Source organism: Arthrobacter woluwensis, assembly GCF_030816155.1.
GTDB lineage: Bacteria > Actinomycetota > Actinomycetes > Actinomycetales > Micrococcaceae > Arthrobacter_E > Arthrobacter_E woluwensis_A.
In genome coordinates this window covers 2456436-2472713 of sequence record NZ_JAUSXR010000001.1, presented here as the reverse complement: position 1 = coordinate 2472713, position 16278 = coordinate 2456436, and the positions used below count along the sequence as shown (strand labels likewise).

The window sequence follows — 16278 nt, the reverse complement described above, 5'->3', positions numbered from 1 at the left end:
GCGGTCGCGCTGAGCAGCCGCCCGGCGTCGTCGTGTGTCTGGACTCCGCGCGCGACGGCGGCCACGCGCCGCCGCTGTGACGGCCCCGGTTGTGAGCCGCACTACTCGGAGCCGGTCCGGTGTGCGGGGGAGGGCCGCGGGACCGTATCCTTGAGGGGTGACCAATTCCCCCGCAGCTCAGACTTCTCAGCGCCCCGTGCTGGTGGTTGACTACGGTGCACAGTACGCGCAGCTGATCGCCCGCCGCGTGCGTGAGGCGAACGTGTATTCGGAGATCGTTCCGCACACGCTCAGCACCGAACAACTTCTGGCCAAGAACCCCGCCGCCATCATCCTTTCGGGTGGTCCCTCCAGCGTTTACGCCGAAGGTGCCCCGAACGTCGGTGCGGACCTTTTCGAGGCCGGCGTCCCCGTCCTCGGCATCTGCTACGGCTTCCAGGCCATGGCCCGCGCCCTCGGCGGAGAGGTCGCTCAGACCGGTCTCCGCGAGTACGGCTCCACGGAGACCACCCTCATCGGTGAGCCCCATTCGCTGCTGGAAGGCGTGACCGACCACCGTTCGTGGATGAGCCACGGCGACTCGGTGCACCGCGCTCCCGAAGGGTTCGAGGTCCTCGCCACCACGGCAGGCGCCCCGGTGGCGGCTTTCGCCAACGAGGAGAAGTGCCTGTACGGCGTGCAGTGGCACCCCGAGGTCAAGCACTCCGAGAGCGGCCAGAAGATCCTGGAGAACTTCCTCTACAAGGGCGCAGGCCTGGACGCCAACTGGACCACCGGCAACATCGTCGAGGACCAGGTGGAGCGCATCCGCGAGCAGGTGGGCGACGCCCGCGTGATCTGTGGTCTGTCCGGCGGTGTTGATTCCGCCGTGGCCGCAGCCCTGGTGCAGCGCGCCGTGGGCGACCAGCTGACCTGTGTGTTCGTGAACCACGGCCTGCTGCGTGAAGGCGAGGCCGAGCAGGTGGAGCGCGACTTCGTCGCCGCCACCGGCGCCAACCTCTATGTCGCCAATGAGCAGGAGCGCTTCCTGAACGCTCTGGCAGGGGTCAGCGATCCCGAGACCAAGCGCAAGATCATCGGCCGCGAGTTCATCCGCGCGTTCGAAGAGGCTGAGCGCGCGATCATCGCCGAGGCGGCTGCCGACGGCGAGAGCATCAAGTTCCTGGTCCAGGGCACCCTGTACCCGGACGTCGTCGAATCCGGTGGCGGCGAGGGCACGGCCAACATCAAGAGCCACCACAACGTGGGCGGCCTGCCGGAGGATCTCCAGTTCGAGCTGGTGGAGCCCCTGCGCACGCTGTTCAAGGACGAGGTCCGTGCGGTCGGCGCCCAGCTGGGCCTTCCGGCCGAGATCGTGGGACGCCAGCCGTTCCCGGGCCCGGGTCTGGGCATCCGCATCGTCGGTGAGATCACCGCCGAGCGCCTGGATCTGCTGCGCAAGGCCGACGCGATCGCCCGCGCCGAGCTGACCGCTGCCGGCCTGGACAACGAAGTGTGGCAGATGCCCGTCGTGCTGCTCGCCGATGTGCGCAGCGTGGGTGTTCAGGGCGACGGCCGCAGCTACGGTCACCCGATCGTCCTGCGTCCCGTGTCCAGCGAGGATGCCATGACGGCCGACTGGTCGCGCCTGCCATACGACCTGCTCGCCCGCATTTCCAACCGCATCACCAACGAGGTGGATGGCGTGAACCGCGTGGTGCTGGACGTGACCAGCAAGCCGCCGGGAACCATCGAGTGGGAGTGATCCCACCCGGCAGTTGATCCGTGACCGGTCCGCTTCTGCGGGCCGGTCACGGCTTTTTCCCCGGAATTCCGCTGGACTTTGGCAAGTCGTGGGCGTTGCAAGCCCCGGTGGCGCTCCGAGGCGGATACCCTCGAAGGTATGCCTATCTGGTCTAAAGCCTCACGCGCCAGTGCAGCCAGTGCAGAGAAGAAGGAACCCGTGCCGGAGAACCCACAACACGACGAACGCTCCGAGGAGCTGAGCCGCTGGCTCGCCGCGTTCGCGCCGGTGTCAGGTCCGGACACCCTGCTGCGCTTCTCACGCACGGCGGACGGCACCATCGACCTGGCGCACGCTCACCCGTCCGGCCTCGCCCAGCTGATGGCGGGCCGTAAGACCCGCCTGTCCACGCTGATCCGCGAGCCACAGGAGTACACCCGCGCGGCCAGGGCCGCCCGGAGCATCCGCGCCAAGGTTTACGAGATGGGCAACGAGCGGGGCATCGACGTCGGCTACCTCTCCGCCGGAACGGCCGTGTGGACGTCGGCCGTCGGCGGCAAGCCGCAGCGCGTGACGGCTCCGGTCCTGCTGGCCGCCATCAGCCTGAGCTTGCGGCCCAGCGGCGACGACTACGAACTCCAGGTTCTGGAACAGGCGCGGATCAATCCGGCCCTGGTCCGGCACCTGAAGACGGTGCACGGCATCATCTTCGACGTCAACGCTCTGGCACGTCTCGCCTACAGCACCGCCCGCTTCGATCCGCAGCCCGTGCTGGAGCGGATGGAGACGGTCATCGCGCCGATCCATGGCGCCGAAATCCTGCCTGAGCTGCTGGTCTCCACGTTCGCGGACCTCCCGCAGGATCTGGACGATCCGTGGATCAGCGACCGTCATGAGCTGATCACCGCGCTGGCGGACCCGAGCAGGGTGGAACCGCGGGTGCCCATCACGGCCGACGAGTTCGTGCCGCTGGATGAGCGCGATCCCGCGGACGAATTCCTGCTGCTCGACGCCGACGCGTCCCAGCAGCTCGCCCTCGACGTGGTCCGCGCCGGCGACTCCGTGGTGATCTCCGCGCCCCCGGGCACCGGTCAGACGCAGACGGTGGTGAATGCCCTCGGCGAGCTCGTGATGGCCGGGAAGTCCGTTCTGGTGGTGGGCGAACGCCGCACCTCGCTGGCTGAGCTCAACCAGCGGCTCGGAGCCCTGGGTCTGGAGAGCCTGGTGCTGCCGCTGAGCACGAGCGCCAATCCGGCGCAGCTCAAGGCACAGCTGATCCAGGCGATCGTGCGCAATGAGAAGGCCGAGGAGCCGCAGCTCGAACAGCTGCACAACACCCTGCGGACCCGCCGGCACTCCTTGGCTGAGCACGTCGCGTCGCTGCACAACGTCCGGTCGCGGTGGGGCTGCTCGCCGTATCAGGCGATGCAGGCTCTCGCTCGCGCCGTGGCCACCGACACGACGCCGGGCACGACCGTGCGCCTCAAGCGCAGCGTCCTGGACAGCATCAAGGACCGTGAAGCCACCGCGACGCAGCTGATCCGTGCGGCCGAGCTGGGCAGCTTCACCCGTTCCACCGTGACGAGCGAATGGCATGGCGCACGCCTCCTGACCCGCAAAGAAGCCCAGGAGGCCCACGAGACGGCGGCCCGCCTGAACACCTCGGTGCCGGAGCTTCGCCGCCGCATGGAGGAGTTCGCCGAGCAGGCGCAGCTCCACCTCGGGGCGAACTTCCACGAGTGGGGCGAGCAGCTCGGGCTGTTCCTCGGCATGCGTGACAGCCTCAGCCGCTTCTCCGTGGAGATCTTCGACCGCGACGTCCATGACTTCATCGCGGCCACGGCTCCCAGCGCCTGGCGCCGCGAGCGGGGCATCGAGATGACGAGTCTGGGCCGCGCCAAGCTGCGCAAGTACGCCAAGGAGTTCGTCCGTCCGGGCGTCCACATCCTGGACCTGCACGAAAGCCTCAAAGAGGTGCAGGTGCAGCGCGAGCAGTGGTCCAAGTACGCGGCGTCCCAGCGGCACCCCGTGGTGCCGTCCGGCCTCGCCGATCTGGACACCCGCTACACCGAGGTCAAGAAGGATCTGCTGACCCTGAGCCAGGCGCTCAAGGGGACCCGCGGCGGGACCGATCTGCAGGAGATGCCGCTGGGGGCCCTGGAGACCCGCCTGGCTTCTTTGAGCGGTGACACCGAAGCGCTGGAAACCCTTCCCGAGCGCACTCTCATCCTGGACAGCCTGCGGGGACAGGGACTGGATGAGCTGCTGGACGACCTGGCGGCCCGGGAGGTCCCGGCTGAGGCCGTCAGCGCCGAGCTGGACCTCGCCTGGTGGCAGTCCGTGCTCGAAGCGATGATCAGCGGCGACGACTATCTCGCGATGTCCGACGGCGACAGCCTCCGCACCATCGAAGGCGAGTTCCGCCTCGCGGACAGCGCCCACATCGCGAGCGGCGCCGGACGCCTGCGGTGGTCTCTGGCGGAGCGCTGGCGGGACCTCGTGCAGCGGGAGACCCGCCAGGCCGAGCTGTTGCGGAGTCTCCTCAAGGACGGCCGGGTCAGCATGGCCGCCCTCTGGGCGCAGGCTCCCCAGCTGCTCTCCAGCCTCGTCCCGATCTGGACGGTCAGCCCGCATTCGCTGTCCCGCGCCCTGCCGGCGGGCGTCCACTTCGACGCGGTCGTGGTGATCGACGCCGAATCCACCTCGCTGCGGAGCGCTCTGCCCGCCTTGGCCCGAGGCACCCAGGTGGTGGCCTTCGGCGATGCGAGCATCGGATCGCCCCGGGCTTTCTCGGTGGCCGTCGAGCGACCGGATGACCGGGCCGACGCCACTCAGACGGTCACGAGCGCTCTCGACGCCCTGAGCGAGGTGCTGCCCAGTGTCGAACTGCGCAATGCCTACCGCTCGGTGGATGAGGACCTGAGCCTCCAGCTGAGCCGTTCGTTCTACGGCGAACGCCTGAACCGTCTGCCCGACGGGAACGCGGTCACCGGTCTCGACCGGTCGATCGTGGTCGAGTACCTTCCGGACGGCACGGGCCTGCCGGTGCAGGGCAAGGAAGCCGTGGAGTCGGTGATGGCCGAGGTCAATCGCGTGGTGGAGCTGGTCTTCGAACACGCGAGGACTCGTCCGCGGCGCTCTCTCGCGGTTGTGACGAGCACCCTGAACCATGCAGCGCGGATCGGCGAGGCCATCAGGCTTCAGCTGCCGAACCACCCGTTGCTGGCGGACTTCTTCCATGGGACCGGGCCGGAGTCCTTCCGCGTGGTGGACCTGGAACGCGCCCGTGGCCTGGTGCGGGATCACATCATCTTCTCGCTCGGTTTCGGACGGACGCCCCACGGCCGGGCGCTGCACAGCTTCGGGCCCCTTTCGGCTCGCGGCGGCCGTGCCAAGTTCGCTCTGGCCATGTCCCGGGCGCGTCAGAATCTTCATGTCCTCAGCTGCTTCAAGCCGGAGGACCTGGACCGCAGTCGCCTGAGCCACGGCGCCGCGGACTTCTATGATCTGCTGGACCGTGAACTCGGGGGCAACTACTCCCTGGGCAGTCACGCGTCCCGTGCCGCGTCGAGCGACCCGAGCCTGGGGGAGGACGCCCTGGTGGTCGACCTCGCCGAGCGCCTCCGGGTGCGTGGCGCCCGGGTGTGGCACCAGTACGATGGCGCCATCGACGTGGTGGCCGCAGCCGACCCCCTGCACACCATGGGCAAGGACGACTCCGAGATCCCCACGCCCGTGGCCATCGAGTCCGACGGCACCGCCGCCTATCAGAAGCGGTCCATCCGTGAACGGAGCCGCCTGCGTCCCGAGCTGCTGGAACGGATGGGCTGGCGTCATGTCTCCCTCTGGACGATCGAGGTCTTCACGGATCCTTCGTTCTGCGCCGACCGCATCGCCTCCTTCCTCCACCTGGAAGGCGAGGAACCGGCAGGGACCGAGAACACCGCGACCGGCTTCATGACGCAGGTGCCCCTGGGCGACGACGGAGTGCTGTGAGCGGTGCGCCCGGCGACTCCGGGGGAGGCCTGGACGGCTCGCCGGACGCCACCTCGGCAGACTCCACGTCACCATCGGGGCCCGCGGGACGAGACGGCACAGGAACAGAGAGCGTGGACTCCACTGCTGCCGCGACCGCTTCCCGGACCGCCCCGGCCGGCGAGTCAGACCCAGGGCGGAACGAGTCAGGCACAGGGCGGAAGCGGCGGGGATCCCGTCGCGCCACGGTCCAGGTGACACGGCTGGACGTGGCCGTCGGCCAGTCGATCGTGCTGCCGTCGGCGAAGGCTCCGCGTGCGCAGCCGTCCCCACCAGCCCCTGGCCGTCCGGCCCCCGGAGGAGCCACCGCCGGAGGCACGACCACTGGTGGGCCATCCGCTGGAGACCCGGCCGAAGGGGACGCGACGCCGGATTCCGTGCGAACCGCTCAGCAGACTGCCGCGGCGTCACCGGTGGCCTCCACTCCGGGGGTGTCCACTCCGAAGGCCTCGGGGCGGAAGGGCATCCCGGGAAGGGATCCTGCCCGACAAGGCCGCCGAAGACCTGGACGCGGCCTGGGGCGGATCGACGGGCAATCCCGAACGGGACGACTGGCTGAAGGAACAGCGGCCTCCCCACTGGGACTGACGGTCGCAGCGCGCCGGCGCTCCACGTGGGGGTGTGATCCAAGCATGTTCCACGCAGTTTCATGGTCTGCGAACTCATCGGACCAGCACGAAGGACAGACGGCCCTGCCGCTGCACTCCGGCAAGCGCCCTCGACTGCGACGGCGTCGCTCCGACCACCACCAGGCCCGGTGATTCCTCGGTTCCGAGCCATGAGCCGGAACCTTTCTCCCCTTGTCCGATCCAGAGAACGGCGACCCGGCGCGCCAGAAGCCGCGAGCCCTGGTCCTCGGGATCCCGTGCTGCCTCCGGGCCGGGCTCGGGGCTGAAGACCACGTCGATGAGCTGTCCCGGACTCAGAATGCGCAAGGACGACGGATCGGCCATCCGGAGAGGCACAGCAGTGGTGCCGGGCGGAGTTCCTGCGAGGAGTCCGGGCCCGGTGAGCGAGGTGTCATTGAGTGCCTGACCCCGGCGCAGGGGTGTGGCCAACCGACGGCCCAGGAGGGCCGTCGGGTCCCGGTAGCTGCCCGGGGGAACCGCTGAGGGTGGCAGTTGCACCGTGGTGAGCTGGGTTCGTTCCAGCGTGGCCCCGGCCGGAAGATCAGCCGAGGCGGCCACCACCGACGTGCGTTGGGCAGGCCCGGGAGTGAGCTGGTACACCGCGAGACTTGCCGCGGCGGCGAGACTGGCGGCCGCGAGAAAACGGCGGTGCCGGATGGCCCAGGAACGGACTCGACGCGGGGCGGAGATGCGGCGTGGGCCTGACGGTGGATTCCTCATACACCGAGGCTAGGGAGCGGAGGGGCTCCCGACGGTGGGGAAATCCTCTATGTGGACAGACGGGGATGCTCCCGGGTTCCGTTAGGGGAGAGTCTCCCCTGTGGAAGGCGCCCGGGAGCGCCGGTCAGTTGCCGCTGCTGGCGGGCGCCGCCGCAGGGGCGGAGGAGCTGGAGGCCGTGGAGGACGCCGAGGAGGCGGCCGGGACGGTGCTCTGCGAGGAGGAACCGCGGGAGTCGGTCCGGTAGAAACCGGAACCCTTGAAGACCACGCCAACGCTGTTGAATTTCTTGCGCAGAGTTCCGCCGCACTCGGGGCACGTGGTCAGGGAGTTGTCACTGAATGACTGGACGATCTCGAAATCGTGGCCGCAGTCCTTGCAGGCATACGCATAAGTCGGCACGGATTCTCCTCAGTTCTCTGGGTCCTGAACGGATACGGATTAGCACTGTCAGGTTCCGAGTGCCAATTCTATCAAAGAGGTCAACGCACGGACGGTGGATTCACTTCCCGAACGCCCGCCACTGGCGCTCCGTCACGGCGGCGTCCACGGGGCGGTCGAGCGGGCCGACGGTGAAGGAGCCCTCCGGGACCAGCTCCGGCTCGAAGACCAGTGCCGCCATCGGAACGGCATGCCCGGTGTCCGCCAGCGTCGCCAGGAAACGATCGTAGTAACCGCCGCCCTGCCCCAGTCGGTTACCCGCTGCATCCACGGCGGTCGCGGGCAGAAGCATCACGTCGAGCCCAGGGCCGTCCGCAGCGAACAGCTCCTGAAAGCCAAGCCCTGGACCCACGGGTTCGTCGACCGGGGCGAGGGCACTGCGCCGGACCTCGATGCCGGGATGCCAGCGGACCCACTCCATCAGGTGCCCGGGAAGGCAGACCGGGACCAGGACCGTACACCCCCGGTCGTGGAGGGCGTGGAGCAGTGCGGCGGTGGGTGGTTCGACGGCGGCGTTCAGGTAGCACGCCACGCTGGGAGCGGACGACGAGTCCGCGGGCAGCACCGTGGAGAGCCAGGCCGAGGCCTGCTCGGCGAAGGCCGCACTCAGGCGTGCGGCGTCGTCGTCGGTGCGGAGAGCGGCGTCCGCACGCCGTCGGGTGCGCTGCGCGGATCGGAATTCCGCTTTTGCTGCTGGCATGGATAAAACCGTCATTCTGTCGCAGGAAAACCCGGGAGGATGGACTGGTGACTGTATCGGCTAGATTAGTCCTGTGACCGAACAGAAGCAGATCCGTAAAGCCGTCATCCCGGCCGCAGGCCTGGGAACCCGATTCCTGCCGGCCACAAAGGCCATGCCCAAGGAAATGCTGCCGGTGGTGGATAAGCCGGCCATTCAATATGTGGTGGAAGAAGCGTCCAGCGTCGGCCTGGATGACATTCTGATGATCACGGGCCGCAGCAAGCGGGCCCTGGAGGACCACTTCGACCGCGTCCCGTCCCTGGAAGCGACGCTGGAGGCCAAGGGCGACGCCCGCAAGCTCTCCGCCATCCAGGAGTCCACGAATCTCGCGGACATCCACTACCTCCGGCAGGGCGACCCCCTCGGCCTGGGCCACGCGGTGCTGCGTGCCCAGCAGCACGTGGGTCAGGAGCCTTTCGCCGTGCTCCTCGGCGACGACCTGATCGACGCCCGCGATGAACTGCTGTCCACCATGATGAAGGTGCAGCAGAAGACCGGCGGTTCCGTGATCGCCCTCATCGAGGTTGAACCGGACCAGATCAGCGCGTACGGCTGCGCCGACATCTCCCCGGTGGAGGGCGAGGACTTCGTCCGCGTCAGCCAGCTGGTCGAGAAACCGTCCGTCGAGGAGGCCCCGTCCAACCTCGCCGTGATCGGCCGTTACGTGCTGCATCCCGCCGTGTTCGACGTCCTGGCTCACACCGAGCCCGGCCGTGGCGGCGAGATCCAGCTGACCGATGCCCTGCAGACGCTCGCCGCCGGCGACGGCGAAGGGTACGGCGTCTACGGTGTGATCTTCCGCGGCCGCCGCTATGACACCGGGGACAAGCTGAGCTACCTCAAGGCCGTGATCCAGCTGGCTTCGGAAAGTGAGGACCTCGGTCCTGACCTCCGCACCTGGCTCGGCGAGTTCACCTCCGCTCTCTGACGCCGCCGCCGGTGCGTCAGGTTCCGTACTGGCCCGTCACCCTGGAACACGGTGACATCGTCCTCAGGCCCATCCGGCAGAAGGACCGTGTCGAGTGGACGACGGTCCGTCAGCGCAACAGGGACTGGCTGCAGCCCTGGGAGGCGAGCAACCCGAATCCGGGCGGCCGTCTGCCCAGCTACCGGGAGATGGTCAGCTCGCTCAGAACGCAGGCGCGTCAGGGCAGTGCGCTGCCCTTCGTGATCACCGAGCGCCGGCCGGGCCTGGCGGCTCCCGCGATCGTTGGTCAGCTGACCGTCTCCAACATCATGTGGGGGTCGGCCATGATGGCGAGCATCGGCTACTGGGTGGATCAGGACCGCGCGGGCCGGGGCATCGTGCCGACCGCGGTGGCTCTCGCGACGGACTTCTGTTTCGAGGAACTCGGCCTGCACCGGATGGAGATCAACATCCGTCCGGAGAACACCCCGAGTCTGCGGGTGGTGGAGAAGCTCGGCTTCCGGCCGGAAGGGCTGCGCCCGGCGTTTCTCCACATCAACGGCGAATGGGCGGATCATCTCAGCTTCGCTTTGACAGCCGACGAGGTACCCGGTGGTGTCCTGAACCGCTGGCTCACCAGCAGATGAGATCACGTCGCCGTCATTTCCTGGCGAGTTGGGCGACACACTAGGTCAAATGGTCAGGCGGGTGGTGACCACCCCCTAACGTGAAGACTGTGGATTTCCCCATGAGCAGCTCAGTGGTCCTGGTGGCTGCTGTCGCGTTCTGGCTCCTGGGGATCGCTCCATCCCTGCTGAAGCGCCGCGTCCGGGTCCGGACCGTGGAAGTGGAGGGGGAGGAGCATCCCGCTCACTTGTCAGTGGCAAGGATCGGGCCCACGGTGACAGTGCAGGACGGCAGCGAGGAGGAAGAGACCGTGCCCATGGAGAATCCAGGCCAGCAAGATCTCTCGGTGAACCCTGTCCGCCGTCCCAGGATCAAGAAGGGACGGGCATCGCTCGCGCTGCTCGGCGCCGTCTCCCTGGTCGCCGTCCCGGTGACAGCTGTCCTCACGCTGTTCTCGGTCGTCGCGCCGAGCGCACCCCTGCTGTGCCTGTTCGTGACCGCGGCATGCGTCGCTGTCCTGCGCCAGCTGGCCAAGCGTGACCGCCTGCGCCGGGTGGAGCGCGCCTTCCAGGACGCGATGTCGTCCCCTGCCTCTCCGGTGCGCGACGTCGCGGTGGAACGTCCGCTGTCGTCGCCCAGTGAGCCTTTCGACGGTTCGCCCGCGGAGCCGGTGAAGGAGACGGAGGAACCCCCGCTCACGGCGGCCGAGCTGCGGCTCGCGGCCCTCGCCGTCGCGCGGGAGATCGGTGACTCCGAGGCCGCGTCCGGCGAGACCTGGGAGCCGGTCGATGTCCCGAAGCCCCTGTACGTCGACGCGCCGCGTGCGGAACGTCCCGCTCCGGAGCCGCTCGACCTGCCCGAGGCACCCAAGCCCGAGGGTAAACCGATCATCAAGGACGCGCTGAAGCCGGATCTCGCGCAGGCCGTTCAGGCCGGTGCGGCGAACGTCGCCGTGGTGGGACAGGGCCAGTCCGCACTCCGGAATCTGGACGCGATCCTGCAGCGCCGGAGGGCCTGAGCCTCGCGTTTTTGAACTTGCGGCTGTTTCTTTGTAGTCTGATCCAGTTGGTTCCCGCGAGAGCGGGTCCGGGGCTATAGCTCAGTTGGTAGAGCGCTTCGTTCGCATCGAAGAGGTCAGGAGTTCGAATCTCCTTAGCTCCACAGTTTCACCGAAGGCCCCTCCTGCTCAGGAGGGGCCTTTTCCGTTGAGTGCGAGTTCTGGCTCATGAGTTCCGCTGGATGATGATCCCTTGAAACACGACAGGTGATTGAAGCGTGTCGGCAGAGTCATCACCGAATCTTGTGATGCGAGTTCCTCGCATCGTGGTCGCCGCTGCCGGGATGCCAGACGCGAGTACCGTTCGCGTCTGGGTGAAGGCGGTCTCTGGCGCTTGCCTGGTATAGGTTCCGCTGACAGAGCCAGCGATAGTCTGACTCCCTTCTGCGATCATGGGGCCGTGGTGAATGCCGAGTTTCACCTGTTGCCCGCTCTTACTCTGCGTGGGCGTCCAGACGAGGATGACGCTATAGCTTGACCAATGCGTTGGCAGAACGAAGTTTGCGATGACGGCGGTGGTTCCGTTTTCCGGCATGAGGCGACCGGCGGCGTAGGACGAATCGTTCGTGAACTCGGCCGGATTGCCTAAGTTTGGGATCAGTTCGTTGGGCGAGATGAAGATGCATTCAGTCTGGGGGCCGGAGAAATTGGTGACGTCAGGACCTGCGGTCACCGGTTGGTAGTCGATGGACGCACGCACGACATTGTCGATGTCGCAGCCTCCTCCTCCGCCCTCGAGCCGGACGCGTGAAACGTTCAGCTCACGGACCTTGTTGGTCAGGAGGCCTCGTGCGTAGAGCCAGGTCTCACAGGATTCGACGGTGGTTCCGTAGAGGAAGATTCCATTGACGTCCCTGCTGTTGGCTCTGAGGTCGAATGCGTCCTTGCAGAAGGCGACCGAGCACCCGATGAAGACGAATCCCCTGGAGTCCACGATCTGAAAGCCTGGACGTCTTCCAATGACGGTGCCGCCGCCGTAGGAGCCGATGGCCTTTGTGTTCTCCAATACGACTTCTTGGCATTGATTGAAGTAGTAGAGGGGTTCTGTACCCAAGCCGTCGTGTGAACGAGCGTAGACGTTCACGAAAGTCATGGTCTGGCTGATCTTCAGGCTGCCGTCGCTGGGGATGAAACGAAAGGCGTTTACCGTGCCATTCACGTCGACCACTCGAACGTTTTCGAACAGGATGTTGTCGTAGAGACCGGCTCCGCGGATGGCCACTGCAGGTTTGTTCTGCATGTTGATGAGCAGGTTCTTCACGCCTGCTCCTGGCGCCAGCATGAGGTTCGGATCGTGCACAAAATCGAATATCACGTCGTCGGTGAAACCGGTGTCGGGAACAATAAGCGTCGAGGCTGGCCCGGCCCCCTCGATCACGATGGCCTTGTTCACAGTAATTTTTTTCGACACCTTGAGCAGACCAGAAGGAAGCCGTACCGTGCCGCCGGACTGGCCCTCTATGTCGCTCTTCGCGGGGAGCACTTCAATACACTTCTCAATCGCAGCGGTCCAATCGCCCGCCACGACCAAGTCAGAGTACTGAGTGGCCGAGACTTCAGCAGTCTCGAAGAATGCGGTGTGTGTCATGAGCCGGTCCTTTCGATGCGAGAGTGTCTGCCAAAACTTCACGCAGCCCGTGGCAGACCTATCCGGCGCGAGTGAATCCGCTCAGGATAGTGCGGTTCAAGTGGGCGGGAAAGGACCGCCTGTGTTGTGGAATGACGCTGAGAACGGGCTCCGTGTGCCGCCGCTGCGCCGCCGCTAGCCGCCCCGCGAGGTCACCGCTGCCGTTTGGCGGCCTTCTGCGCGAGCTTGAGGAGGCCCGCGGCCTCGCGGAGCTCCTCCGGGCTGAAGCCGAAGTGATGCGCCGTGCGGATCCAGGCGTAGGTGTCGGCGGCGGAGCGGTGGTCGCCGAGGTGCGCGAAGCAAGTGGCCAGCGCGAAGGCGGAGGACCGTGCACGCTGCAGAACGGCGGGCTCCGGGGCGGTGCCCGCGATGTCCAGGACCTGCCGGTGCGCCGTGGCGGAGTCCGCGAACAGGGCGAGCCGGTCCAGCAGCAGGCTCTTGTTGCGAAGGGCCTTCACCGCTCGGAGCCGGCGTTCAGGGGACGGCACCGACGCCTGCTGAACCCAGAGGAGGCGGTCGTAGGCCGCCAGCGCGGCGTGGACGTCCCCCAGGTCGTCGAGCAGCACGGCGCGGTTGTAGAGCGCCGTCTCGCGCGCGCTGACGATGTCCCCGTCCTGTGAGCCGTCGGCGAAGCGGTCGAGGGCGTCGTAGACGTTCAGGGCCGAGGCCGGATCGCCGAGCTGGGCCTGCGCCCGGGCGAGGCGGAGGTGCGCCCGCGCGTTGATGCGGGCGGCGCGCGTGTCGAGGTCCGGGCGCGGTGGCGCGGCGCGACCCGCCACGAGGGAGAGCTCCTCCCAGCGCCCCGCATCCTCGAGGATCCCACCCAGGCCGTCGAGCGCGGCCAGCACCAGCAGGACGGTCGCCTGGTCGGTGGGGCGGGCGCCGGCGTCGTCGGTGATGGAGCGCAGCACCGCCTCGGCGTGCGCGAGGTGGCCGCTCTTGACCGCCCGGTCCGCTTCGTCGAGGCGTGCCCGCAGATCGCGGTAGCGGGCGCCGGACGCGCTGTCCGACTGCGCCACGGCCGGCACGCTGAGGATGCCCAGATTCTCGCGGGCGAGGCGCACGGTGTCCTGGACGTCAGCCTCGCTGCTTTCGCCGTGCCGTGCGACGAGCGAGTTCAGAAGCGCGACAGCGGTGTCCTTCCGGCCGCGCTCCGCCTCGTCCGTGGCCTGGAGGAGGAGCCGACGGGCGTCGAGCCCGCGGATGTGAGGATCCTCGTCCTGTCCGAACAGGACACCGAAGCGTGCCCGTGCGGCTTCCTGTTCCTCCGGCGACACGTCCGGGGACTGCCAGAGCGAGAAGAGGGAGTTCGCGGCCTGGGCCCTCTGCCGGGGGTCTTCCGCTGTGGCGAACCGCCCGAGGAGCTCTTCGATGACGGCACGGGACTCGGCCAGGTGCCCTGCTTCGCGGAGCTGCCGTCCCTGCCAGTACAGGGCCTGAGCGATGACGCCCGAGGCATCCGGCAGGCCCTCCGCGTTGGCGAAGCGCCCCGGGATCGAGGCCAGGAGTGCCCGCGCCTCCTCGCGCCGGCCCACATCGTCCAGACGGAGGGCCCGTTCCAGCTCGGCGAGCGCGAACGGCACCCGCAGTTCGGGATCCCTCTCGGCGCCGGGGAAGCGCCGTGCCAGGTCTTCAGAGAGCGCGACGGCGCGCACCGGGTCCCCGAGCGCGGCGGTCGCTTCCGCCACCCGGGCCGCCAGCCGCAGCCGGGCGGCGACGGTCACCGTGCTGTGGTCCCCGGCGAATGCGGCGTCCGCGTGACCCAGAACCCGGAGGGCCGTGGCCGTGCGGGATGACTGCTCGCCCTGCCGGCCGTAGCGGAGCAGGAGGGCCCACAGCAGGCCGTCCCGGAGTTCGTCGTCGGGATGCGCGCCGAACCGGTCGATGAGAGCTCGGTGACGGGCTTCAGCCTCGTTTTCCTGGTGCTCCTCGGGGACGCGGAGGAGCACCTCCTCCAGGAAGGCGCGGTGCTGTGCGAATCCGCGCCGTGTTTCCTCTGTCAGAGGCAGGGCGAGCGCGGCGTCGGCCCTGGAGCGTGCGGATGCCGGATCGTCGTCCTCGGCGTCCAGAAGCAGCAGCGCGGCACGGTGAAGGAGGGGTCGTGCGTCGGGGAGGCCTTGCGCCTCTTCGATCACGCGCTGCAGCAGCTCGAGGCTCTCGGCCCGGCCGTCGTCGAGGTTCAGCCGGGTTTTCGACGCCTCGTACAGAGCGTGGAGGCGGACGGTCCGGAGGCGCGGATCGTCCTCGCCGGTCAGGGACAGGGCCAGGTGTTCGAAGGCGCGTGCCACGTCATTCCCCGGCCGGCCGAGGTGCCGCACGAGCAGGCCGGCGGTCAGCAGGGCCTCGGCACGGGCGCGCCGGATGACCAGCGGTTCCGTGGGATCGGAGTACCGCGCGGCGTACGCCTCTGCGGCGCGCAGCACGTCCACGAGCACGATCGCGTCGGGATCTGCACCGTGGATCCACTCGATGGCCTCCAGCTCCGCGAGAGCACACGCTTCCCGGACCGCGGGGGTGGGCACGCTGGCGGTCAGCTCGCCGAGCCGCAGGAGGTGTTCAGTGGCCAACGGATAGGTCTCGGGGGTGGTTCTCAGCCGGAGGAGGAGGCCCACGGCCTCGGCCAGGGCGACCGCCTCCGGTTCGGTCCGGGCCGGCGCGGCATCCGCGAGGGCGGCGCTGAGCAGCTCGACGGCCTGCTCGTCGTCACCGCCGTCGGACAGGACACGGACGAAGGTGAGGAATTCGGCGTCGATGCTCATGGTGCTCCCTACATCCAGCCCTTCTTCTTGAAGATCAGATACAGCAGCGCGGCGAGGGCGACCATCATGCACACGGCGAGCGGATAGCCGAAAGGCCACTCGAGTTCCGGCATGTCGTGAAAATTCATGCCGTAGATCCCGGCCACGATGGACGGGGCGAAGAAGATCGCTGCCCAGCCGGAGATCTTCTTGACCTGCTCGTTCTGGGCGAGGGTCACCTCGTTCATCCGGTTGGCCGTCAGGGTGCCGTCCAGGGTGAGGGCGTTCTGGAGGATTTCGCGGAAGGAGTTCACTCGGGCGATCACGGATGCGACGTGGTCGCGGACGTCCCGGAGATTGCGCTGCAGTTCGACGTTGACCTGGTATTTCGTGAAGCCCCGTTCCAGCACCTCGACCATGTCCGGGAGCGGCTGGATGGCCCGCTGGAACTGGATCACCTCACGGGTGAGCTCGTAGATGCGCCGCGGGAGACCGTGGAGTCACCCGCGAACAACTGGTCCTCGATCTCATCGATGTCGTTCTCCAGACCGGCGACCACGGGGGAGTAGTCGTCCACCACCTTGTCCAGCAGCGCGTACAGCACGGCCTCCGGGCCCATGCTGAGCAGCTCGGGATTGTCTTCCAGCCGTTTGCGCACGGCCGCGACGCCCTGGGTCTCGGCGTGACGGATGGTCACCACGAAGTCCGGGCCGGTGAAGATGTGGAGCTCGCCGAACTCCACGGTCTCCGTGGAGTCGATGTAGCGTGCCGGGCGGAGCACGGTGAAGAGGGTTGAGTCGTACCGTTCCAGCTTGGGGCGCTGATGCGCGGTGACGGCGTCCTCGACGGCCAGGGGGTGGAGGCCGAACTCCACCGCGATGTCCTTCATGTCCTCCTGGCTCGGGCGGTACAGGCCGAGCCAGGCCATCCCGCCGGTCTCCTCCATGCACTCGCTGGTCTGCAGCACGGACTGAGGTTCGAGAATCCGGCGGCCGTCCACGTAGACGGCGTTGTCGATGATCGTCACGGCTTCA

Annotated in this window: 10 protein-coding genes, 1 tRNA gene and 1 pseudogene; 6 read left to right on the top strand and 6 right to left on the bottom strand. The window is 67.8% G+C overall.

Going from position 1 to position 16278, the window contains the following annotated elements; translation table 11 throughout:
• Positions 1-196 precede the first annotated feature (196 nt).
• Positions 197-1744 carry a glutamine-hydrolyzing GMP synthase gene (gene guaA, locus QFZ52_RS11240; RefSeq protein ID WP_370959580.1) on the top strand — a complete coding sequence of 516 codons (1548 nt, stop codon included), beginning with the start codon at positions 197-199 and terminating at the stop codon, positions 1742-1744.
• A 198-nt stretch (positions 1745-1942) separates the two neighbouring features.
• Complete coding sequence (locus QFZ52_RS11235) at positions 1943-5719, top strand: AAA family ATPase (RefSeq protein WP_373425665.1); 3777 nt, start codon at positions 1943-1945, stop codon at positions 5717-5719.
• Between the two features lie 701 nt (positions 5720-6420).
• Here the strand turns inward: QFZ52_RS11235 and cpaB are convergent.
• From cpaB to QFZ52_RS11220, 3 genes are all read right to left on the bottom strand, one after another.
• Complete coding sequence (gene cpaB, locus QFZ52_RS11230; RefSeq protein ID WP_307497698.1) at positions 6421-7107, bottom strand: Flp pilus assembly protein CpaB; 687 nt, start codon at positions 7105-7107, stop codon at positions 6421-6423.
• A gap of 124 nt (positions 7108-7231) precedes the next feature.
• A complete protein-coding gene (locus tag QFZ52_RS11225; protein ID WP_307497697.1) occupies positions 7232-7507 on the bottom strand; it encodes an FmdB family zinc ribbon protein in 276 nt (91 codons plus the stop codon).
• Positions 7508-7607: 100 nt separating this feature from the next.
• Positions 7608-8246 (bottom strand): 5-formyltetrahydrofolate cyclo-ligase, encoded by a 639-nt coding sequence (locus QFZ52_RS11220; RefSeq protein ID WP_307497696.1) that lies wholly within the window; start codon positions 8244-8246, stop codon positions 7608-7610.
• A 73-nt stretch (positions 8247-8319) separates the two neighbouring features.
• On the opposite strand from QFZ52_RS11220, the gene galU reads away from it, so the two are divergent.
• From galU to QFZ52_RS11200, 4 genes are all read left to right on the top strand, one after another.
• Positions 8320-9216, top strand: coding sequence for a UTP--glucose-1-phosphate uridylyltransferase GalU (gene galU, locus QFZ52_RS11215; protein ID WP_307497695.1), 897 nt, complete (start codon positions 8320-8322; stop codon positions 9214-9216).
• An 11-nt stretch (positions 9217-9227) separates the two neighbouring features.
• Positions 9228-9842 carry a GNAT family N-acetyltransferase gene (locus QFZ52_RS11210; RefSeq protein WP_307497694.1) on the top strand — a complete coding sequence of 205 codons (615 nt, stop codon included), beginning with the start codon at positions 9228-9230 and terminating at the stop codon, positions 9840-9842.
• Between the two features lie 101 nt (positions 9843-9943).
• Positions 9944-10840, top strand: coding sequence for a hypothetical protein (locus tag QFZ52_RS11205; RefSeq protein WP_307497693.1), 897 nt, complete (start codon positions 9944-9946; stop codon positions 10838-10840).
• A gap of 70 nt (positions 10841-10910) precedes the next feature.
• Positions 10911-10983, top strand: a tRNA-Ala gene (locus QFZ52_RS11200).
• Between the two features lie 62 nt (positions 10984-11045).
• Here QFZ52_RS11200 and QFZ52_RS11195 read toward each other — a convergent pair.
• From QFZ52_RS11195 to corA, 3 genes and pseudogenes are all read right to left on the bottom strand, one after another.
• Positions 11046-12467, bottom strand: a complete 1422-nt coding sequence (locus QFZ52_RS11195) for a hypothetical protein (protein ID WP_307497692.1) — start codon at positions 12465-12467, stop codon at positions 11046-11048.
• Between the two features lie 191 nt (positions 12468-12658).
• Entirely contained in the window at positions 12659-15265 is a 2607-nt protein-coding gene (locus QFZ52_RS11190; protein ID WP_307497690.1) for a hypothetical protein, read from the bottom strand.
• An 8-nt stretch (positions 15266-15273) separates the two neighbouring features.
• Positions 15274-16271 (bottom strand): annotated as a pseudogene (gene corA, locus QFZ52_RS11185) (magnesium/cobalt transporter CorA).
• Positions 16272-16278 lie beyond the last annotated feature (7 nt).

Excerpts from the sequence above, each read along its gene's own strand:
- QFZ52_RS11220 (WP_307497696.1), bottom strand. The coding sequence starts at position 8,246 with ATGCCAGCAGCAAAAGCGGAATTCCGATCCGCGCAGCGCACCCGACGG.
- QFZ52_RS11195 (WP_307497692.1), bottom strand. The coding sequence starts at position 12,467 with ATGACACACACCGCATTCTTCGAGACTGCTGAAGTCTCGGCCACTCAG.
- QFZ52_RS11190 (WP_307497690.1), bottom strand. The coding sequence starts at position 15,265 with ATGAGCATCGACGCCGAATTCCTCACCTTCGTCCGTGTCCTGTCCGAC.
- QFZ52_RS11205 (WP_307497693.1), top strand. The coding sequence starts at position 9,944 with ATGAGCAGCTCAGTGGTCCTGGTGGCTGCTGTCGCGTTCTGGCTCCTG.
- cpaB (WP_307497698.1), bottom strand. The coding sequence starts at position 7,107 with ATGAGGAATCCACCGTCAGGCCCACGCCGCATCTCCGCCCCGCGTCGA.